This is a genomic window from Prauserella sp. PE36 (assembly GCF_003311655.1).
Taxonomy (GTDB): Bacteria; Actinomycetota; Actinomycetes; order Mycobacteriales; family Pseudonocardiaceae; genus Prauserella_A; species Prauserella_A endophytica.
Genome location: NZ_QEQT01000038.1, coordinates 1 through 20,976 on the forward strand (window position 1 = coordinate 1; position 20,976 = coordinate 20,976).

Below are 20,976 nucleotides of genomic sequence, written 5' to 3' on the forward strand. Positions count from 1 at the left end.
CAACGCAGCCGGCGGGAAGCTGGGCCGCCGAATTATGTGGCGAACTTCCGGCGGGGCGCACTAGTCCACCAGCGTCCGGCCGGTCAGCCGCAGGAAGACGTCCTCCAGCGTGCTGCGGCGCACGAGGCTCGACAGCGGCCGCACTCCCCTGCCGTGCGCCTGTTCCAGCGCCGCCTCACCGGTGGCGGTGTACAGCAGGATCCGGTCGGGCAGCACCTCGACCCGCTCGCCGAGGTCGGTCACCCGCGCCACGGCCGCCTCCTGGTCACCGGGGGCGAAACGCAACTCCAGCACCTCCCGCGTGGAGTACCGCGCGATGAGTTCGGCCGGCGAGCCCTCGGCGACCACGCGCCCGCCGTCCATCACGACGAGCCGGTCGCAGAGCTGTTCCGCCTCGTCCATGTAATGGGTTGTGACGATGAGCGTGACCCCGGCGGACTTGAGCCGGAAGAGCCTGTCCCACAGCAGGTGCCGGGCCTGCGGGTCGAGCCCCGTGGTGGGCTCGTCGAGCAGCAGCAGCTCGGGGTCGTTGACGAGCGAGCGCGCGATGGTGAGCCGCCGCTTCATGCCGCCGGACAGCGGCTCCACCTCGTCGTCGGCCCGCTCGGTGAGCTGCGCGAACTCCATCAGCTCGACGGCCTTGCGCCGCACGTGGGCCTTGGAGAGCCCGAAGTACCGGCCGTACACCTGCAGGTTCTGCCGGACCGTGAGCTCGGTGTCGAGGTTGTCCTGCTGCGGCACGACGCCGAGCCGGGCGCGGACGCGCGGACCCTCGCGGTCCGGGTCCATGCCCAGCACCTTCAGCTCACCGTCGGAGCGAGGCGACACGCACGCGATCATGCGCATCGTGGAGGACTTGCCCGCGCCGTTCGGGCCGAGGAATCCGAACGCCTCTCCCTTGCGGACGTGCAGGTCGATGCCGCGGACTGCCTCGAACTCGCCGAAGCGCTTCACCAGCGCCTTGGCCTCCACCATGGTGGTGTCGTCTGTCTCCGCTCCCACGGTTGGCACACTGCCACGCACCTCCGACAGAATCGAGCGGTTTAGCCGATGGCGCAGCGCAGGGTGGCGCTCACCCCGTTCACGGTCACGGTCAGCTCGGCGACGCCCCTGCGCAGCGCGGTGAGGGTCCCGGTCGCCGGGTCGAACGTCGCGAGGTCGCGCGGTGACGGCCGGCTTCCCGGTGCGGCCACGTGCACCCGGTCGCCCGCCCAGTCGGCGCTCACCGGGTAGGCGACCGGAACCGTGCGCCCGGACTGCGTCACCTCGGCCGTCACGGTTCCCTCCGCGCCCCTCGCGAGCCGGCCGGGCCCGGCGACCGTGAGCTCGTCGACGTGCGGGCGGGTCTCGACGCGAACGGGTTCGCCGCGGTCGTCCGGGTCGACCCGCACGATGCTCCAGCCCGTGAAGCCCCCGTCGCCGGGCGCGGCCGAGGGCGCCTTGCCAGAGTTGCCGTTCACCAGGTACGGCACGCCGTCCTCGCGCGTGAGGTCGAAGACACCGGCGTGGGACGTGATCGCGGCGGCCGGCTTGCCGGAGCGCTCCTCGAACTCCGTCAGCCAGTCGGTGACCAGATCCGCCTCCTTACGGTCGGCCAGCTGCGAGTTGCCCGCCGGAGCGGGGTCGTCGACCGGGTGGTGCATGGCCACCACCACGCCGCGGATCGCACGGTCGCGGGCGGCGCGGTCGAGGGCCTCGTCGAGCAGGCGCACCTGGTCGAACCCGCCCGCCCGCAGGCTGCCGCGGGAGGTGTCGAGCAGCACGAGCCGGATGCCCTCGACGTCCACGACCCGGTAGGGTTCGCCGAACTCGGCCTGGAACTCCGCGAGCCCGCTGCCGCCGTCGGCCTCGTGGTTGCCGGGCACGTAGTACCAGGGGACCTTGCCCTCCAGCTCCTCGCTGATCACCGTACGGGCGAGAGCGAAGTCGGGAGCCGTGCCGCGATCGGTGAGGTCACCGTTGATGAGCACGAGGTCCGGCCGCGCGGCGACGGCCTCGCGCATGGTGCGCCTGGCCTGCGCGACGAGCGGGCCGTCCGGGTTGTCGGCGGTGAACTGGGCGTCGCTGAGCACGGCGATCCGCAAGCCCCGAGGGCCCACCGTGCCGTCGGTGACGAGCGCGGGGTCGCGGGTGCCGGGGTCGGCGGGCGGCTCGGCCGTCGCCGCCACGTGCGCGGTCAGGTCGTCGAAGACGAGCCTGCCCTCGTACTGCTGGGCCGGCACGTTCTCAACGGCGTAGAAGCGCGTGAGCCGCTGCCCCTGCGGCAGGCCCTCCGGCAGGACGGCCTCGACGTAGCGCCAGCCCGTCCAGTCGACGCTGAGCGCCAGGTCGACCACCGACGCCACGTTCGCGGCGTCCCGCAGCTCGGCGCGCAGCCACGCGCCCTTGCCGTCGCCATTGACCCACAGGCCGACCTTCTGCGTGCCCTCGGGCAGCGCGAGCGGCTGCGCGGCGGTGACGTAGGCGGCGCGCGTGGCGTTGGTTCCGGTGAGGCGGTAGTCGAGCGCGAGCCCCTGGCCGCCGTCGCGGCCCTCGGCCGCCGACAGCGCCGCGCCGACCACGCTGGGGTAGACCGTCGCGCGCCAGCCCCCGGTGCCGTCGAGCGGGGCGAGCACCCTCGGCTCGCTGCCGACCGCGGCGGCGAGGTGGGTGGTGAGCCCGGCCGCGCCGGCCTTGATCACCGAGGCTCCGGTGTCTTTGAGCGCGGTGACGGTGAAGTGGTCGCCCTCGGCCTCGACTCGGACGACCGAGGGGTCGTACTCCAGCTTCACGTCGCGGGGTTCGAGCCACGTGCCGTAGCCGTCGGCGTCGTAGCCGTAGACCTGGAAGGCGCCGGTGGCGCCCTTGCCGGACAGCGCGAGCCGTTCGGTGCTCGTGCCGAGGCGCTCGGGCTCGCCGAGCACGGTGAGCGTGGTGCTGCCGCGCTTGCCGCGCTCCATCGCGACGACGTCCACCTCGGCGCGCTTCGCGGCATCGCGCCGGTCGGCCCGCGCCGTGAACACGCCGTTCCTGACGGTGCCCCGCGCGGCGTTTGTGGTGCGCCAGAACGGCCTGCTCGCCACGGCGGCGCCGGTCTCGTCGTGCCCGCCGGCGTCGAGCACCCGGGTGAGCCCCGAGAGCACGCGTGTGGCGTCCTCGCTCTGCTGCGCGGGTTCCGGCGCGAAGCCGGTGAGCCTGCCGCTGCCGGGCTTGGTCGCGAAGCCGATCCCGTTGGGCACGAGGCGTTCCCCGCCGTCGGAGGGCGAGTTGTGCACGGTCGGAACCTGCTCCCCCTGTTCGCGGGCGAGGAGTGTGGAGGAGCCGCCGCCGTCGAGGTTGAGCGCGTCGTCGGCGCCGAGCGACTTCAGGTGCCGTGCGAGCTCCAGCTCGGTCATGCCCCTGCTGTCGGCCTGCCTGCCGTCGACGGTGACGAGCCACATCCTCGTGCCGTCGGCGGAGAACCCGGCCGCCGTGCGCGGATGCGCCGTCGCCGCGTCGACGTTCTGCACCACGCCGTCTCGCAGCAGCACCTTGTTGCCGCCGACCGCGACGGAGACGTCGCCCGCCTCGGTGCGGGGCGCGTACTCCACCGTCACCGCGTCGCCGGGCTTCAGCGCCGCGAGCGCGTCCGCACCGCCGTCGCGCGCGAGCACGACGGTGCTGCCGCCCGCGATCGGCCCTTCGGCGGGCTTGTCCCGCACGGCGGTGACGACGCCGTCGCGGACCTCGACCTCGCGGACGCGCTGCGCTCCGGCGACCGACGTGGCCCGGGAAGCGCTGCCCCACAACGGGGTGTAGACGCCGATACCGTTCGCGGGCAGGCGTGCGCCGTTGAGGTTGGTGGCCGGCACGACCTCGCCGCCCGGCAACGTGAGCGACGCGGTGAGGAACACCTCGGCGAGCCGGGCGGTCCCGTCCTCCGTGATGGCCGCGGTGAGGTTGTGCCCCGAGGCCGGTGCCGTCTGCAGCTCACCGTCGTCGATGCCGACGCCGAGCGGAGCGCCGGTGGCGTTGATGTCGAAGAAGTCGCCGTTCACGCCCGCGACCGCGCCCGCACGGGCCACCTGCTCGGACAGCGGCGTCCGCGCCGACACGGCGCCCGGGCTGAGATAGGTGGGGCGCAGGCCGGCGGTGAGGTCGATGGCGAGAGTGTCACCGCGGATCCAGCCCTGAGGGTCGAAGCGGTCGAATTCCGTGAGCGTCAGTCCCGGCGCGACGGGAGTCGTCGCGGTGTCGGTGATCAGTCCGGCGTCGCCGTCCGCCGCCGCGACCGTCTCGACGGGAGGCGGCCCGAGCGGCGCGTCGAGCGGATCCGCCGCCGACGGCGTGACGGGCAGGACGACCACCACCGCGGCGCACACCGCGGCCACACGTGCAGTTCTCACCGAACACCCCAGCTTTCCCCAGCGGTCGTGATCATTAGACCGGGGCCGGGCCGACGCCGGAAGTACTGGGAATGAACGGAAAGCGAACCTACGGCGAGGTGGCCACGCGCGCCCTGATGCCGCGGAAGTGCTCGTCGACGGCCGCGCGCAGGGCGGGTTCGTCCTTGGCGCGCAAGGCTTCCAGGATCGCGCGGTGCCACTGCGCGGTGACCACGGGGGTGTCGTCGGCCCTCGGCAGCTGCGCGTCGAGCGCGTTGAACACCTTCCAGAACACCTGCAGCAGATCGAGCACGAGATCGTTGCCGAGCGGCCGGTAGAGCGTCTCGTGGAAGCGCCAGTCCTCCGTCGGCGCGTAGCGGCCCTGCTCGGCCTCGCGCTCCATCGCGGCGACGGCCTCGTCGAGCGCGGCGAAGTCGAGCCGGTCGTAGGCGGCGAGCACGTGCCCCACGAGGCCGGACTCCAGCACCTCGCGCACCTCGAGGAGGTTCCGGATGTCGGCGTAGTCGCCCCGCACCGACAGCGCGCCGCGGAAAGCCAGCCCGGTCTCGAGCGCCGACAGCGGCACGGAGCCGACGTAGGTGCCGTAGCCGTGCCGGATGTCGACGATGCCGACGGCCTCGAGCGCCTTCATCGCCTCGCGCAGCGGGTGCCTGCTCACCTCGAGCTCCTCCATGAGCTCGAACTCGGTGGGCAGCGGGGAGCCGGGCACGAGCCCGCGGTCCACGATCAGCCGCTTGATCGACTCCTGGAGCGCACGCTGGTTGGCGCGTGCGCCCGACTGCCGCCCACTCGCCGAGGTACCCACGGGTACGGAGTCTAGATGTTCACCCATGGGCCACCGGTTCGGCGAGCAGTTCGGGCACGGCCGCGGCGGCCGCGGCGCGCAGCCCGGGGATCCGCTCCGGCGGCACCGAGCGGTGCGGCCAGCGCACCCGCGTGCCGAGGTCCGCCCAGCCGCCGATCGCGGCGAGGGTCTTGTCGAGCGCGGGATCGCAGTAGCCCTCCCGCGCCAGCGGAACGATGTGCTGGTCGAGGAACGCGCGCAGCCGCCGTTCCAGGTCGAGGGCCGACGCCGGGTCGGTGCGCATCGACTCGTACCAGCGCACGGCACCGGCCGGGCTCAGGCACGCGACGTTGGAGTACGAGCCGGCCGCGCCCTCGGCGGTGGCCGACGCGAGCGTGTGGCCGGCGACGAACACCGCGAGCCGCCCGGTGAGGTGGCGTGCGACGGCGATGCCGGGCACCTTCACGCCGATCAGCTCCGGTACCTCCCCGGCGAGGCGGCCGAGCAGCTCCGGACCGAGCTGGGTCTTGGCGTAGGGCGGGCTGTAGAGCACGAGGGGCACGCCGTCCGCCGCATCGGCCATTCCGCGCACGGCGTCGACCACCTCGTCCTGGCCCAGTGGCAGCCAGTCTGGCAGCACGACCTGGATGGCGCCTGGCCGCAGCGCGGCGGCGCGCCGGATCCGGCCGAGGGACACCTGCCCGCTCGGATGGCTCGCGCCGAGCTGGAACGGAACGCCGGCCACCGTGGCCCGCTCGGCGACGAGCGCGTGCAGCTCGTCGCACTCGGCCTCGGTGAGCGTGAAGAACTCCCCCGCGGTGCCGTTGGTGTAGACGCCGTGCACACCAGAGCCCAGCACCTTGTCGAGCGCGGCGCGGAGGCGCTCGAAGTCGATGGCGTCGTCCGGCCCGACGGGCAGCAGCACGCTCGCCCAGATGCCGCTGAGCGTGCCGGAACGGAGTGCTTGCATCCTGGCCTTTCCGAAGCTACGGTACCGCCTGACATAGGACATCCTATGTCCTCGAACCTACGGAGGTCCAGGCCATGGCAGCGTCGCCGCCCGCCAGCCAGGGGTCGTTCCGTGAGCTCGACCGAGGACAGCGCAAGGCGTTCTTCGCCGCCTGGCTCGGCTACCTGCTCGACGGCTTCGACTTCATCCTGATCACGCTCATCCTCACCGAGATCGCCGACGACTTCGGGCTCGACCTGACGCAGGCGGCCACACTCGTCTCCGCCGCCTTCGTGTCCCGCTGGCTCGGCGGGCTCGTCCTCGGCGCGATCGCCGACCGCTACGGCCGCAAACCGGCGATGATCCTCGCGATCCTCGCCTTCTCGGTCGGCAGCGGGCTCTGCGGTTTCGCGTGGGACTACTGGTCACTGTTCATCTTCCGCGCCGTCGTGGGCATCGGCATGGCCGGCGAGTACGGCTCCAGCGCCACCTACGTCATGGAGTCGTGGCCGAAGTCGATGCGCAACCGCGCCACCGGCTTCCTGCTCTCGGCCTATCCCATCGGCACGGTGCTCGCCGCACTCGCCTACGAGCTCATCGTCCCTGCCGCGGGCTGGCGCTGGCTGTTCTACGCCGGGCTGGTGCCGATCGCGCTCACCCTGTACCTGCGGCGCGCGCTGCCCGAAGCCGCCGAATGGAAATCCGAGGTCGGCGACCGCAAGGACGTCACGACCTCGTCGGTGCTGTTCTCGCCGAAGCGACGGCTGCCCAACGCCGCGCTCGCCGTGGTGCTCTCCGCCGCGCTGGTGTTCATCTTCACCAAGACCGGCGGCGGCGCGACGCCGTACCTGATCGCGCTCACGGCGCTCTGCTTCGTGGTGCTCGCGATCCAGCTCGCGGGTCGCATGTGGCCGGTGATGATCGCGATCATGATCACGGTCTTCTGTGCGTTCCTGTACTCGTGGCCGATCCAGTCGCTCCTGCCGACCTACCTCAAGACCGACCTCGGCTACGACGCCGGGCAGGTGTCCAACGCGCTCACGTGGGCCGGGCTCGGCTACGCGGCGGGCTCGTGCCTCGCGGGGATCATCGGCGACAAGCTCGGCACGCGCAGGGCCTACGTGCTCGGCCTGTTCGTGTCGCTGCTGTTCGTGTTCCCCGTGTTCGCGCTTCCGGCCGGCAACATCGTGCTGCTGTGGGTGCTGCTGTTCGTCATGCAGGCGACCAGCCAGGGCATCTCCGGGCTGCTGCCCAAGTACATCGGCGACCACTTCCCGACACGGCTGCGCGCGGCCGGCCTCGGGTTCTCCTACAACGTCGGCGCGCTCGGCGGCGCGGTCGCCCCGCTGGCCGGTGCCGCGATCGCGGAGGACATCGGCAGCCTCGGCACCGCGCTCACCGTGCTCGCCGGCTCGCTGACGATCGTGGTCGCGCTGATCATCGGCTTCAACGTGCCCGCGCGGATCGGCCGCGCCCTCAAGATCGACTCCGACGCGCCCGCGTTGCTGCCCCCTGAAAGGAAGACCACCAGTGGTGTCTGATTCCGGCCTTTTCCTGCACGGTGTCATCCCCCCGCTCGTGACCCCTCTCGACGAACGCGGGGAGGTCGACCGGCGCTCGCTGGAACGGCTCGTGGCCTGTCAGCTCGACGCCGGCGTCGACGGCGTGTTCGTCGGCGGATCGAGCGGGGAGGTCGCCCTGCTGGACACCGCGCAGCGGCGTGCCGTCGTGGAGGTCACCGTTGGCGCCGTGGCCGGTGCCGTGCCGGTGCTCGCGGGCGCCGTCGACACCGGCACGCGGCGGGTGATCGAGCACGCGCGGCAGGCCGCCGAGCTGGGCGCCGACGCCGTGGTGGTGACGGCCCCGTTCTACGTCAAGCCGCACCCGGCCGAGATCGTCGCGCACTTCCGGCACGTGCACGCCGCCGTGGACGTGCCCGTGGTGGCCTACGACATCCCGAGCGCGGTCGGCGCCCGGCTCACACCCGACATCGTCGTGGAGCTCGCGGAGTCGAAGGACGTGGTGGCGCTCAAGGACTCCAGCGGTGACCTGGCGACCTTCCGGGAGATCCTGCGGCGCACCGGGCTGCCCGCGCTGAGCGGATCGGAGCTGCTCGCCGACACGGCGGTGCGACTGGGCGCGGCGGGACTCGTGCCGGGCCTGGGCAACGTGGACCCGCACGGTTACGTGCGGCTGTACCGGGCCGCGCGCGACGGCGATGCGGCCGCCGCGGCCGCCGAGCAGGACCGGCTCGCGCGGCTGTTCGAGATCGTCTCGGTGGCCGACCTCGGCCGCATCGGATTCACCGCGGGGGCACTCGGCGCGTTCAAGGCGGCGATGGCGTTGCGGGGCATCATCGACTGCCCCGCGACGAACCGGCCCCTGGCACCCCTGTCGCCCTCGGAGACAGAGACGATCGCGGAGATCCTCGCGGCCGAGGGCCTCGGCAAGCTCTGACCCCGGATGCAGTGAAGGCCACCATGCCTGCGTTGAACGCAGTGATGGTGGCCTTCACTGCATGGCGCGAACTAGGAAACCGGGTCGAAGGGCTTGCGGTCCGGTTGGCAGACGGTGCCCTCGGCGGGAAGCCTGCCCTCGATGAAGTAGGCGTCCAGGGCCGAGTCGACGCAGGCGCTGTTGCCGCGGGCGCCGTGGCCGAACGACTCCAGCGTCAGCAGCCGCGCGTCGCCGAGGCGCTGGGCCGTGCTGACGGCGTCCTCATAGGGGGTCGCGGGGTCGCCGAGGCTGTTGCCGACCACGAGCACCGGGTTGGCGGTCTGCTTGTCCCACGGGCCCGCGTAGCGGTCCGGATCGGACGCTGGCCACGAGGCGCACGGCAACGACAGCCACGTCCACTGTGGACCGAATCCGGGTGCCTCGCGGTCGGCCTTGCGGCCGTACGCCGTCCACGCCCACGGGTTGCGCGGGTTGTCGGTGTCCGCGCAGAAGACGCCGATCCCCTGCTCCGGTCCCGCGTAGTACTCGTCCTGCTCCTGGAATCCGGGCTGCGGCGCGGGTTCCGGGATCTCGGCGACCGGGACACTCCGGGCCTGCACCCCGGGCTCGGTCGCGTCGGACAGCGCCTGGAGGAACTCGGCGAGACCCGCCGACCCGCTCGCGTCGTAGAGCGCACCGAGCGTGGACGACACGGCCTGCTGGTAGGTCACCTCCACCGGCTCGCCGGCACCCGGCGGCAGGATGTCGACCGGCCCCTCGCGCAGGGCGCCGAGGATCGCGTCGTATTTCTCGCCGAGGTCGCGGCCCGGCTCGCGGAACGCGCAGCGCTCGTCGGCCTCGCACTCGGCAAGGAAGGTCTCCAGCGACCGCTGCGAGCCGTCGAAGCTGCCGAGGCGGTAGGGGAACGGCTGGAAGCGCTCTGCGGGATTGCTCCCGGTCGTCCACTCGACGGGGTCGAGCACGGCGTCGATCACCAGCGAGCGGACGTTCTCCGGGAACAGGTTGGCATAGACGGTGCCGAGGTGGCTGCCGTAGGAGATGCCGTAGTACGACGCCTGTTCCTCGCCGAGCGCCTGGCGAAGCAGGTCCATGTCGCGGGCGACGTTCGCGGTGGACATGTGCCCGATGAGCGGTCCCGCGTTCTGCGCGCAGAGCCGGGCGCCCTTGCGCGTGTCGGCGATGCGCTGGCGGGTTTCCCCGGGCGTCACCGGGAAGTAGCCCGCGAGCAGCTCACCCTGCGCGGGGTCGTCGAAGCAGCGCAGCGGTGTGCTCTCGGCGACGCCGCGCGGGTCGAACCCGACGATGTCGAAGCGCTGGTGCAGCTCCGGGGTCAGCTCGGGCAGGATGCGGCCGGAACCGCCGGGCCCGCCGGGGTTGTAGAAGATCGTGCCGAGCTTGTTCGCCTGGTCGACGGCGGGCAGCCTGCCCAGCGCGAGCGTGATGGTCTCGCCGTGCGGGTCCCGGTAGGACAGCGGCACCTCCGCCTCGGCGCACTCGTACTCCGGGGACACCCACTCGGCACAAGGTCCCCAGCTCAGCTCCGGTACCGGCGCGCCGTTGGTGCCCAGTACCTCGTCCGCGGCTCCGGCCTGTCCCGCGGCGACCAGCCCGGCTGCGACCACGAGCGAACCCAGCACGGCCACACTTCGAAAACGTCTCACATCCCCCAGCCCCTTATGGAGATCAACTACCAGTCACTTGACCGACGGTAGCGAAGAAGGGGGATCACCCGCCAGGGCTGAACACAACAGCCCCCAAGGCCACCTTTGGTGCGCTCAACGCACCAAAGGTGGCCTTGGGGCCGATCAGAGTTGGCTCAGAGGTCGGGGAACCAGAGCTTCAGCTCGCGCTCGGCGGACTCCGGGGAGTCGGAGCCGTGCACCAGGTTGAACTGCGTCTCCAGGGCGAAGTCGCCGCGGATCGTGCCCGGCGTCGCCTTCTCCACCGGGTCGGTGCCACCGGCGAGCTGACGGAACGCCGGGATGGCCCTCGGGCCCTCCACGGCGATCGCGACGAGCGGACCGGAGGTGATGAACTCCAGCAGCTCACCGAAGAACGGCTTGTCCTTGTGCTCGGCGTAGTGCTCCTCGGCGACCGAACGCTCCACGACGCGCAGGTCCATCGCGGCGAGCGTGAGCCCCTTGCGCTCGATGCGCGAGATCACCTCGCCGACGAGGCCCCGCTTGACGCCATCGGGCTTGACCAGAACCAGCGTGCGCTCACTCACGGGGTGTTACTCCTTCATTAACTGCGAGAACGGTGCTGGCAGCCTAGCGGCCCGCTCACCCGCGCTCGGGGCGCAGGGTCCTCGACCAGAGCGAGGCACCCGTGCCGTCGCGCAGGTCCACCGTGAGGTCCCCGCTCCCACCGTCGATGTTGAGCTCCCCGAAATGCTGGTAGCCGTCCATCGGCGAGGTGTTCGCCACCGGCGGCGCGTGCACGAACTCCGCCTTCGGCCCGAACGTCGGGTCGAGCGTGTTCGGGCCGAACGCCCCCGCGTGCAGCGGGCCGGACACGAACTCCCAGAACGGCTCGAAGTCGGTGAACGACGCGCGGTCCGGCGAGTAGTGGTGCGCCGCCGTGTAGTGCACGTCGGCCGTCAGCCACACGACGTTGCGCACCCGCCTGCGCGCGATCTCCCGCAGCACCCAGGCGAGCTCGCTCTCCCGCCCGCCCGGCGCACCGGGCAGCCCGTTCGCGACACCCTCGATGTGCTGGCCATCGGGCACGATCAGCCCGATCGGGAGGTCGGCCTGGATGATCTTCCACGTCGCGGTGCTGCGCGCCAGCTCGCGGACGAGCCAGCTCGCCTGCCGCTCTCCCAGCACCGTGCCCGGCGCCGTCTTGTCCGACGTGTTGGCGTCCTTGTAGGAACGCATGTCCAGCACGAAGATCTCGGCGTGCCTGCCGCGAGTGAAGCTGCGGTACACCCGGCCGTCGACGGCGGCCTTCGCGTCGATGGGCTGCCACTCGTGGAACGCCTGGAACGCCCGCTTCGCCAGCACGTCCACGCGCTTCTCGGTGTACTGCGGCAGGTCCAGGATCTCGCCGGGGTACCAGTTGTTGGTCACCTCGTGGTCGTCCCACTGGACGTAGCTCGGCACGGCCGCGGCGAACGCGCGCACGTTCTCGTCGAGCAGGTTGTACGCGAACTGTCCCCGGTACTCGTCGAGCGTCTCCGCGACTTTGGTCTTCTCGGGCGTGACGACGTTGCGCCACGTGCGGCCGTCCGGCAGCTCGACGGTCTCGGTCAGCGGCCCGTCGGCGTACACGGTGTCGCCGTTGTGCAGGAACAGATCCGGGCGACGTGCGGCCATCGCCGCGTACGCCGTCATGCCGCCGATGTCGGGGTTGATGCCCCAGCCCTGCCCGGCGACGTCGCCCGACCACACGAGGCGCACATCGGCGCGGCCGAGCGGCGCGGTGCGGAACCGGCCGGTGAGCGGCTCGCTGGAGACCCGGCCGTCGAGGTCCTCGGCGGTGACGCGGTAGTGCACCTCCGTGCCAGGCGTCAGTCCGGGGATCCGCAGCTTGCCGGTGCCCCCGGTCTCCGGCGTGAGCAGCGGTCCGCGCAGCCGGCGGGCGCGGCGGAACGACGGGTCCGCGGCGATCTCGACGAGCATGCGCGAGGGCCGGTCCGCGCGGGTCCACACGATCGCGGAATTGGTGCTCACGTCGCCGGACTGCACGCCGTGGGTGAGGACGGGGCGTCCGCCGCGGACGAACGCGGCGGCGGTACCGGCGCCGAGGACGCCGGAGGCGAGCACGCCCGCGCCGGCCAGGCCGGCCTTGAGCACGCCGCGACGGTGGAGGGGAGTCTGTTCGGTCATGCCGAACTTCTATCCGGCTCCGGGGTCCGCCCGGCCAACGGCAGCTTGCCTGCCGGTGAATCCCGGACCGTGTCTGGCGATCCCCTGCCGAGCGAGCGGAATCAGCGTGGTGTCCCGCAGCGGGATGGTCAGCCGCCGCCTATCAGACCTGTTGGCTCGGCAGGCGGCCCTGGGCCATGCGGATGGCGACGTCGCGGCGCAGCCACATCAACCACAGCCACACGGCGAGGAACAGCACGCCGATCACGGCCACCGCCACCATCGACACGACGAACGCGATGAGCGCGACGTTGAGCGCCAGGATCACCCAGATCGTCCACGGCTTGCGCAGGAACCCGCAGCACGCCACCAGCGCCACGGCGATCGCGATGACCGCCCAGCCCTGGAAGCTGGTGATGCCGCTGCCGAGCGTCGCGACGACGGGCAGCGCGAGCGCCACCACGATCGCCTCCAGGATCAGCGTCCCGGCCTGCACGCCGCGGAAGCCCTTCATCGGGTCCTTCGCGGGCGGCTTCGGGGTCTCCTCGGGTTGCTCGCTCATACCGGCTCCCTGCCGAACAACGTACGTGCCTCGCCGACGGTGACCACCGAGCCGGTGACCAGGACTCCGCCCCCGGCAAGGGGTTCCTCGGGATCGTCGGTCTGCTCGACGAGCCCGATGGCGGTCTCGATCGCGGTGCCGAGCACGGGCTCGACCGTCACCCGCTCCTCGCCGAACACCAGCCGGGCCAGCTCGGCGAGCTCCTCCACCGGCATCGCGCGTTCGGAGTTGTTGCGGGTCACCACGATCTCGGACACCGCGGGCTCCAGCGCCTCCAGGATCCCGCGCACGTCCTTGTCGCGCAGCACGCCGACCACGGCGGCGAGCCTGCGGAAGGCGAACTCCTCGTCGATGGTTCTGGCGAGCGCAGCGGCGCCGTGCGGGTTGTGGGCGGCGTCGAGCAGCACGGCCGGTGCGGCCCTGACGCGCTCGAGCCTGCCGGGTGTCTGCACCTCGGCGAACGCCTCCCGCACCGCGTCGGGCACCAGTTGCCGGTCCCTGCCCGCGCCGAAGAAGGCCTCGACGCTCGCCAGCGCCAGCGCGGCGTTCTTGGCCTGGTGCTCGCCGTGCAGCGGCAGGAACACCTCCTCGTACACGCCGCCGAGCCCCTGCAGGCGCAGCAGCTGCCCGCCGACGGCGACATCGCGCGCGAGGACACCGAACTCGCTGCCCGCCCTGGCGACGGTGGCGTCGACCTCGACGGTGCGCTCCAGCAGGACGCGCTCGGCGTCGGGCTCCTGCTCGGCGAGCACCGCGACGCTGCCCTGCTTGATGATCCCGGCCTTCTCCCCCGCGATGCTCGTCCGGTCGCCGCCGAGGTACTCGACGTGGTCGATACCGATCGGGGTGATCACCGCGACCTGCCCGTCGGCGACGTTGGTGGCGTCCCAGGTGCCGCCGAGGCCGGTCTCCAGCACGGCGACCTCCACCGGGGCGTCGGCGAACGCGGCGAACGCCATCGCGGTGAGGACCTCGAACTTGCTCATCAGCGGGTCGTCGGGGCCGGCGCCGCGGTCGACCATGCTCACGAACGGCGCGATGTCGCGGTAGGTGGCGACGTACTTCTCGGCCGAGATGGGAGCACCGTCGATGCTGATGCGCTCGGTGACGAGCTGCAGGTGCGGGCTGGTGTACCGGCCTACGCGCAGCCCCATGCGCGTGAGCAGCGCCTCGATCATGCGGGCGGTCGAGCTCTTGCCGTTGGTGCCGGCGACGTGGATCACCGGGTACGTCGTCTGCGGGTCGCCGAGCAGGTTGAGCAGCGTCGTGATGCGGGTGAGCGACGGCGCGATCTTGCTCTCGGGCCAGCGCTGGTTCAGCTCGGCCTCGACGGCCAGCAGCTCGCGGCGGGCCTCCTGCTCGATCGCGGCCTCGTCGATGGCCGGCGGCTCCGGCTCGTCCGGCAACGGACCGGCGATGAAGTTGTCCCCCTCGGTGAGCTCGGGCGGAAACTCCTGGTCGTCGGACGACACGCGCAACTCCCTGCTGGTTCGGCTGGTCAGCCGAGTCTACGTCCGGGCCGGTGCGCCCGGACGTAGCCCTCGGTGGTCCCGCTCAGCTACCGGCGAGCCGCAGCGCCCCCGACGGGCACAGCTGGACGGCCTCCTTGACGGCGTCGGTCGACTCGGGTCCCGGCTCGTCGGTGAGCGTCACGACGAGCCCGTCGTCGTCCTGGTCGAACACCTCGGGCGCGGTGAGCGCGCACATCCCGGCGCCGATGCAGATGTCGCGGTCGGCTTCGATCACTGTTCCTGCCTACCACTCCACCGGGAGGCTGTGCACCCCGTAGATGGACATGTCGTCGCGCAGGGGCACCTCCTGCGGCGGCACTGCCAGCCGCAGCGCGGGGAACCGCCGGAACAGGGCCCCGTAGGCCACGCGCATCTCGATGCGGGCCAGCTGCTGGCCGAGACACTGGTGCACGCCGTGCCCGAACGCGAGGTGCCCGTGCGCGTCGGCTCCGAGGTCGAGGCTGCCGGGCTCGGCGAAGCGCTCCGGGTCCCGGTTGGCGGCGGGCACCGAGATCGCGACCGACTCCCCCGCCCTGATCACCTCCCCGCCGAGCTCGACGTCCTCGGCCGCGGTGCGCGTGGTGCCGAACTGGATCACCGACAGCCAGCGCAGCAGCTCCTCCACCGCCTTGTCCTCGTCCACGCGTCCCGAACGCAGGTCGTCGGCCTGGTCGGGATGGGTCAGCAGGGCGAACGTGCCGAGGCCGAGCATGTTCGCGGTCGTCTCGTGGCCCGCGATCAGCAGCAGCATCGCGACGCCGACGAGCTCGTCACCGGTGAGCTCGCCGCCCTCGATCAACCCGCTCAGCAGGTCGTCGGCCGGTTCCCTGCGCTTGCGCTCGACGAGCCCGGCGAGGTAGCCCGTGAGCGAGGCCAGCGCCGCGTTGGCGTCCTCGACGGTCGCGTCGAGGCTCAGCAGTACCGCGCTGTCGTGCTGGAACCGCTGGCGGTCGGCGTAGGGCACGCCGAGCAGCTCGCAGATGACCAGCGACGGGATGGGCAGGGCGAACGCGGACACGAGGTCGGTCGGCGGTCCGGTCCGCTCCATCGCGTCGAGATGCTCGTCGACGATCTGCTCGACACGCGGGCGCAGCTGGTTCATCCGGCGCACCGTGAACTGGCCGGTGAGCAGGCGGCGGTAGCGCGTGTGGTCGGGCGGGTCCATCGCGATGAAGAACCCAGGGGGTGCGGGTTTGCCCGGCCGGATCTCGTCGGTCTCGGTCCGGCGAACGACCTGGCGGCGCAGTTCGAGCCGGCTGCTGAACCGCACGTCGGCGAGCACGGCGCGGGCCAGCGCGTAACCGGTGACGAGCCAGCCGGTGTGCCCGTCCGGGAAGGCGAGCCTGCGCAGCGGGCGCTCCTCGTCGGCGAGGTCGGGTGGTGGATCGAACGGGTTGTCGCGGCGGGTGGGCAGGACGGCGGCCATGTTCGGACCCCTTCGAACGGCAATATGACAGTAACTATCAAACACCTATCAGTGGCATTTTACAATCGATGTAAATATGGATCGCCGGTTAGAGTGAGCCGGTGACCGGAGATGGCCTGCGGGAGCGTAAGAAGCAGCAGACGCGCGCGGCGCTGTCCGAGGCCGCCACGCGGCTGTTCCTGGAGAAGGGCTACCAGAGCACGACCGTGGCCGAGATCGCCGCAGAGGCGGGCGTGTCCACCAAGACGCTGTTCAACTACTTCTCCGGCAAAGAGGACGTCCTCTTCGCCCACCGGCGCCAGCGCATCGACGAGATGGAGCGCGTGCTCGCCGAGCAGGTGCGGGCGACGGGGCCGGCCGAAGCGCTGCATCGCACGGCCGAATGCGTGCTCGCGTGGATCGGCACGGGCGACGGGCCCGGGCTGGAGCCGAACGCCACACAGGCCCGGCTGATCATGAGCGTGCCGGAGCTGCGGTCCCGGCTGCTGTCGCTGTTGTGGGAGCTGGAACGCAGGCTGGCGACGGTGCTGCACGAGGCGTATCCCCGGCAACTGGACCTGGTCACGGCGGCGGCCGCGGTGGGAGCGCTGGTGGGCGGGATGCACGCCGCGGCGCGCGCGTGCCTCGACCGCGGCGATCCCGTCGAGGCACTGGTCCCCGCCGCCGAACGCGGCATCGCGGTCGCCATGCGCGGCCTGGAAGACGTGGTGGCCCAGCTGCGGTGAAGGCCACCATCACTGCGTTGGATCAACACAGCGCGCGCAGCGTCTCCGTTTGGGTGGTGATGGGAGACGGGTGGGCGCAGTGATGGTGGCCTTCACCGCGGTCGTCAGCCGCCGTGGGGATCAGTGCCGTCGAGGAAGACGTGCACGTGGCCGATGCCGCTGGCGACGCCCGCGACGTCGAGCTGGGTCGCCGCCACCGACCACGCCACGACGGCGTCGTGGTGCAACTCCCCCGCCAGCGCCCGCAGCCGGACGGCCAGCTCACCCGACGCCTCGAGTGACGCCGCGTAGGTCTCCACGGCCCGGCCGGCCACGGTGACGGCCCCGGCGAAGCCGGACCTCGCCAGGTTGACCTCCGTCCCGCCGGACGGCCGCTCCTCGAACGGCTCCGCCGCCGCCAGCACGGCCCGCCGCCAGCGCGAGACATCCTCCGCGGTGGCGGAGCCGGACCCGGTGGCCTGCTCCAGACCGTCGAGCACCGGCGTCACCTCGGCGCGGGCCCGCTCGGCCGTGGTCACCAGTTCCCTCGTCAGCCCGGCGTCGCGCTGCCGTTCCTGGGCTTCCAGCTCCGCCACGCGGTCCTGTGCGGCCTCCTCGGAGCCACCGAACGGCAGCACCAGCACCGCCGCCACGGCGAGCAGCACACCGGCCAGCAGCCCGGCGACGGCCCGGGGCCGGAGCCGGGACGGGCGCACCCGTCCCGGCTCCGGTCCGTGCGCGGGGCGGCCCGGCAACCGCCCCCGCGTCTTCACCGATCCCATCAGCCGCGCCACCGCTGGATCAGCGACTCGGCATCCCGGACCAGCACTGCCTTCACCTGCGCGTCGGACACCTTGCGCTCTGCCGTCGCGATGAAGACCTCGAGTGCCTGCGCCGCCGCCCGCGGCCTGCCCCACGCGTAGAGCAGCTCAGCCGTGCCGAGCTGCGTGTGCAGAACGAACGCGGCCTGCCGGTCGATCCGGCCCTCGTCGGTGAACCGCGTGACGAGCGCCCGCAGGTCCTTCGTGGACGTGGTCACCGTGAACGACACCGACTTCTCCGTGACGTTGCCCGCGTTGTCGGTGGCCGTGACCACCAGCTCGTGCTCGCCCAGCGCCAGGGTGTGCAGCGGCAGCACGGCGCCGTTCTCCACGGGCTGCCCATCGAGCGTGGCCCCGCTCGTCGCGACCCCCGAGCCCTCGTCGGTGGCCTCCCAGCCCACGGTGAGGTCTTTCGAGTCGCCGTAGGACGCGCCGTCCTCGATCCCGGACACCGCGACCGACGGCGGCTGCTCGTCGGCCGGCACCGCGATGCCGTCGCCGACCACCGTCATCGAGTCGAGGTCGAACGGGCTCGCCGCCGCACCGCGGAACACGAGGAACAGCTCCGCCGTGCCACCCGGATCGGTCACCGGGACCCCGGGCAGCGAGACGTAGTTGTCCCAGCCGCCCGTGCTCGGCACTTCCACCGTGGCGACCAGCGGCCCGTCGACCGCGCCTGAGCGCAGCTCCACGGAACCGCCCGCGCCGTCGGGCGCCGACACCCGCAGCGAGACCGCGTCGATGCCGGTGAGGTTCACCGGGTCGAACGAGATCCAGTCGCCGTCGTTGATGTCGCCGATGCGCTTGCCGTTCTCCGCGCCCTCCTGCGACACGACGCGGATGCCCGACGAGCGCGTGAAGTACTCGCCCTGCTTGTGCTTGGGCTGCAGCAGCACCGTGTCGCGGCCGGTCAGCGCGGGTACGCCGTCGGCGCCGCGGTCGGTGTAGCTCGCGTCGATGGAGTAGTAGATGTTCGCGCCGGCGTGCCCATCGTCCACAATGGTCTCGAGCGTGCCCTCACAGGCGTTGACCGGGTCGAGCGGGTGGGCGTGCGCGTCGTGGCCCAGTGCGGGCTGTACCACCACGTCGGCGCAGTCGATCTCGCCGTCCTCGGGGTCGGTGACGTCCACGTCGAACGGCACGTGGTCGCCGAACTCGAAGAACCCGCCGTGTGCCGGGGCCGCCAGCTCCACAGTCGGCGCCGTGTTGCCCACGGTCACCGTCAGGTTGGTGACCCCGGCCTTGCCGGTCTCGTCGGTCACCGTCAGCTGGACGTTGTACTGCCCCTTGGTGGTATAGGTGTGCACCGGGTTGGCCTCGGTCGACGTCGCGCCGTCGCCGAAGTCCCACCCGTAGGTCACGTCGGTGCCCTCGGGGTCGTGCGATCCCTCACTGGAGAACGTGATCTCCAGCGGCGGCAGCCCGGACTCCGGCGACGCCGTGGCCTCGGCCACCGGCCTGCGGTTGCCCTGCGTGTGCTCGATGCGGTACAGCCCCGAGTCGGGGTTGTCGCGGCCGTAGCCGCCGCCCCACTCCAGCAGGTACATCGCGCCGTCCGGACCGAACCGCATGTCCATCGGGGCGAGCGTCTGCTGGCTGGTGAGCCACGGGTCGATGTCGAGCAACGAACCCTGATCGTCGAGCGCGAACGTGAAGATCTTGTTCCGCGCCCACTCGTAGAAGAACGCCTTGCCATCGTAGTACTCGGGGAACTTGATCTCCGACTCGAGGTTCGGGTCGAAGCGGTACACCGGACCCGCCATCGGGGCGGAGCCGCCGGTGCCCATGTCCGGGAACTCCGCGGACGCTCCGTAGCCGTACCAGACCTCCGCCTCCTGCGACGGCGGCAGCTCGGTCAGGCCGGTGTTGTTCGGCGAGTCGTTGACGGGATTGGCGCAGTCGAACTTCTCGCCGGACGTGCCGGCGGCGAAGTCGTAGTCGTTGTACGGGATGTTGTTGCCGATGCAGTACGGCCAGCCGTAGTTGCCCGGCTCGCGGATGATGTTCCACTCCACCTTGCCGTCGGGACCCCGGTCGGGGTTGGCCGTGCTGGAGTCGGGACCGTAGTCCGCGGCGTAGACAGTGCCGTCGGTGTCGACGGTGAACCGGAACGCGTTGCGGAAGCCCATCGCGTAGATCTCGGGCCTGGTCAGCTCCGTGCCCGACGCGAAGAGGTTGCCCTCGGGGATCGTGTAGCCGCCCTCGGGCTCCGGGTGGATCCGCAGGATCTTGCCGCGCAGGTCGTTGGTGTTGGCCGACGTCTTCTGCGCGTCGAACAGGTCCCGGCCGTCCCGCTCGTCGATCGGCGTGTACCCGCTGGACTCGAACGGGTTGGTGTCGTCGCCGACGCCGATGTAGAGGTTCCCGTTCGGGCCGAACGTCAGGTAGCCGCCCGTGTGGCCGGGTTCCGACCGGCGTGACGCGGGGATGTCGAGCACCTTCACCTCGGACGCGGGGTCGATCGTGGTGCCCTGCACCGTGAACCGCGAGACCCGGTTGAGCTCCTCGGTGCCCGGCGGCGAGTAGTACAGGTAGACCCAGCCGTTGTCGGCGAAGGCGGGGTCGAAGGTGAGCCCGACGAGCCCGTCCTCCCCGCCCGAGTACACGGGCAGGTCCAGCGCCGTCGTCACCGCGCCGGTGGCGGGGTCGTAGACCCGCACCTGGCCGAGGATCTCGGTGTAGAACACCTTTCCGTCCGGCGTGACGTCCAGCGCCGTCGGCGCGCTCGTGTTGGTGTCGAGCGGCACCTTCTCGAACGCGGTGTCCACTGTGGCCGCACAGTCGGCCGCCACGACACCGGCGGCCGTGCGCACGCCGCCAAGGACGTGCTGGACGAACTCGGGCTCGCTGTAGGCGGCGGTCGGGTGACCCATGGCCGTGGCCCACACGCGAGCGGTGCCCACGTCGCGGCACCACGAGATCGGATGGTCGGCGCCCATGGCGTCGGGGCCCGGGTTGTAGGTCGACTCGTCGGCGCTCACCAGCACGTGCGCCTTGCCGCGGATGCTCTGGTCGAAGTTGTACCACTCCTCCGCGCGCTCCCAGCGCTCCGGGAGTCCCGCGGTCGACGGATGCTGCTCGTCGGCGACATAGGCGGTGCCCTGCAGCACGCCCGGCGAGTGCGATGGCATGTGCGCGCCCGCGTTCACCAGGTCGTCCCACCACGGGAATTCGCTCTCGATGCCCATGTCCGTGGCGTTGTGGATCGCGGCGATGCCGCCGCCGTTGTCCACATAGGTCTGGATGGCCTCGCGTTGCGCGTCGTTCTCCCAGACCATGCCCGAGGTCTGGAACATGATCACCACGTCGTACTCGGCGAGCGTGGCGTCGTTGAAGACGCTGGAGTCCTCCGTGTGCTCGATGGTGAAGTCGTGCTCCGCGGCGAGCTGTTCGAACATCGCGACGCCCGCGGGGATGGAGTCGTGCCGGTAGCCTGCGGTCTTGGTGAACAACAGTGCGTTGAACTTGGGTTCCTGCGCCTGCGCCGCCACCGCGGGGGCGAGCCCCGCGGCGACGAGCGCGCCGATCATCACAGCGCCGACCCGTGGCAAGAGCCTCGTGCGTCTGCTCATGGATTCCTCACGTATGG

The 20,976-nt window shown here is 71.6% G+C and carries 16 protein-coding genes; 3 read left to right on the plus strand and 13 right to left on the minus strand.

Annotation, left to right across the window (positions count from 1 at the left end):
* Positions 1 to 60 precede the first annotated feature (60 nt).
* From DI005_RS06170 to DI005_RS06185, 4 genes are all read right to left on the minus strand, one after another.
* Positions 61 to 975 carry an ABC transporter ATP-binding protein gene (locus DI005_RS06170; RefSeq protein WP_113641512.1) on the minus strand — a complete coding sequence of 305 codons (915 nt, stop codon included), beginning with the start codon at positions 973 to 975 and terminating at the stop codon, positions 61 to 63.
* A 68-nt stretch (positions 976 to 1,043) separates the two neighbouring features.
* A complete protein-coding gene (locus tag DI005_RS06175) occupies positions 1,044 to 4,364 on the minus strand; it encodes a phosphodiester glycosidase family protein (RefSeq protein WP_233520008.1) in 3,321 nt (1,106 codons plus the stop codon).
* 88 nt (positions 4,365 to 4,452) lie between these two features.
* Positions 4,453 to 5,196 (minus strand): FadR/GntR family transcriptional regulator, encoded by a 744-nt coding sequence (locus tag DI005_RS06180; RefSeq protein ID WP_113641493.1) that lies wholly within the window; start codon positions 5,194 to 5,196, stop codon positions 4,453 to 4,455.
* Positions 5,189 to 6,118: a dihydrodipicolinate synthase family protein gene (locus DI005_RS06185; RefSeq protein WP_113641494.1), complete on the minus strand. Its 930-nt coding sequence runs from the start codon at positions 6,116 to 6,118 to the stop codon at positions 5,189 to 5,191. Before DI005_RS06185 ends, DI005_RS06180 begins: the two co-directional genes overlap by 8 nt.
* A gap of 74 nt (positions 6,119 to 6,192) precedes the next feature.
* On the opposite strand from DI005_RS06185, the gene DI005_RS06190 reads away from it, so the two are divergent.
* Both DI005_RS06190 and DI005_RS06195 read left to right on the plus strand, forming a co-directional pair.
* Positions 6,193 to 7,638: an MFS transporter gene (locus tag DI005_RS06190; protein WP_112275592.1), complete on the plus strand. Its 1,446-nt coding sequence runs from the start codon at positions 6,193 to 6,195 to the stop codon at positions 7,636 to 7,638.
* Complete coding sequence (locus DI005_RS06195; protein WP_113641495.1) at positions 7,628 to 8,554, plus strand: dihydrodipicolinate synthase family protein; 927 nt, start codon at positions 7,628 to 7,630, stop codon at positions 8,552 to 8,554. The genes DI005_RS06190 and DI005_RS06195 overlap by 11 nt, the downstream gene beginning before the upstream one ends.
* A 71-nt stretch (positions 8,555 to 8,625) precedes the next feature.
* Here the strand turns inward: DI005_RS06195 and DI005_RS06200 are convergent, their stop codons facing one another.
* The 7 genes from DI005_RS06200 to DI005_RS06230 form a co-directional block, all read right to left on the minus strand.
* Positions 8,626 to 10,191, minus strand: coding sequence for an alpha/beta hydrolase (locus DI005_RS06200; RefSeq protein ID WP_233520009.1), 1,566 nt, complete (start codon positions 10,189 to 10,191; stop codon positions 8,626 to 8,628).
* A gap of 179 nt (positions 10,192 to 10,370) precedes the next feature.
* Positions 10,371 to 10,781, minus strand: a complete 411-nt coding sequence (gene ndk, locus DI005_RS06205; protein WP_110342831.1) for a nucleoside-diphosphate kinase — start codon at positions 10,779 to 10,781, stop codon at positions 10,371 to 10,373.
* 55 nt (positions 10,782 to 10,836) lie between these two features.
* A complete protein-coding gene (locus tag DI005_RS06210; RefSeq protein ID WP_113641496.1) occupies positions 10,837 to 12,384 on the minus strand; it encodes an alkaline phosphatase in 1,548 nt (515 codons plus the stop codon).
* A gap of 142 nt (positions 12,385 to 12,526) precedes the next feature.
* On the minus strand, positions 12,527 to 12,925 hold the full coding sequence (locus DI005_RS06215) for a DUF4233 domain-containing protein (protein WP_112275584.1): 399 nt from the start codon (positions 12,923 to 12,925) through the stop codon (positions 12,527 to 12,529).
* Positions 12,922 to 14,397 (minus strand): folylpolyglutamate synthase/dihydrofolate synthase family protein, encoded by a 1,476-nt coding sequence (locus DI005_RS06220; RefSeq protein ID WP_113641497.1) that lies wholly within the window; start codon positions 14,395 to 14,397, stop codon positions 12,922 to 12,924. Before DI005_RS06220 ends, DI005_RS06215 begins: the two co-directional genes overlap by 4 nt.
* Positions 14,398 to 14,479: 82 nt before the next feature.
* A complete protein-coding gene (locus DI005_RS06225; protein WP_112275580.1) occupies positions 14,480 to 14,671 on the minus strand; it encodes a ferredoxin in 192 nt (63 codons plus the stop codon).
* Positions 14,672 to 14,680: 9 nt separating this feature from the next.
* Positions 14,681 to 15,862, minus strand: a complete 1,182-nt coding sequence (locus DI005_RS06230) for a cytochrome P450 (RefSeq protein WP_112275578.1) — start codon at positions 15,860 to 15,862, stop codon at positions 14,681 to 14,683.
* 101 nt (positions 15,863 to 15,963) lie between these two features.
* On the opposite strand from DI005_RS06230, the gene DI005_RS06235 reads away from it, so the two are divergent.
* Entirely contained in the window at positions 15,964 to 16,587 is a 624-nt protein-coding gene (locus DI005_RS06235; RefSeq protein ID WP_112275576.1) for a TetR/AcrR family transcriptional regulator, read from the plus strand.
* A 104-nt stretch (positions 16,588 to 16,691) separates the two neighbouring features.
* Here the strand turns inward: DI005_RS06235 and DI005_RS06240 are convergent, their stop codons facing one another.
* The gene (locus tag DI005_RS06240) at positions 16,692 to 17,348 is read right to left on the minus strand and encodes a hypothetical protein (protein WP_137096136.1); all 657 of its coding nucleotides are present in this window, start codon (positions 17,346 to 17,348) and stop codon (positions 16,692 to 16,694) included.
* Entirely contained in the window at positions 17,348 to 20,959 is a 3,612-nt protein-coding gene (locus DI005_RS06245; protein WP_113641499.1) for a ThuA domain-containing protein, read from the minus strand. The genes DI005_RS06240 and DI005_RS06245 overlap by 1 nt, the downstream gene beginning before the upstream one ends.
* Positions 20,960 to 20,976: the final 17 nt, after the last annotated feature.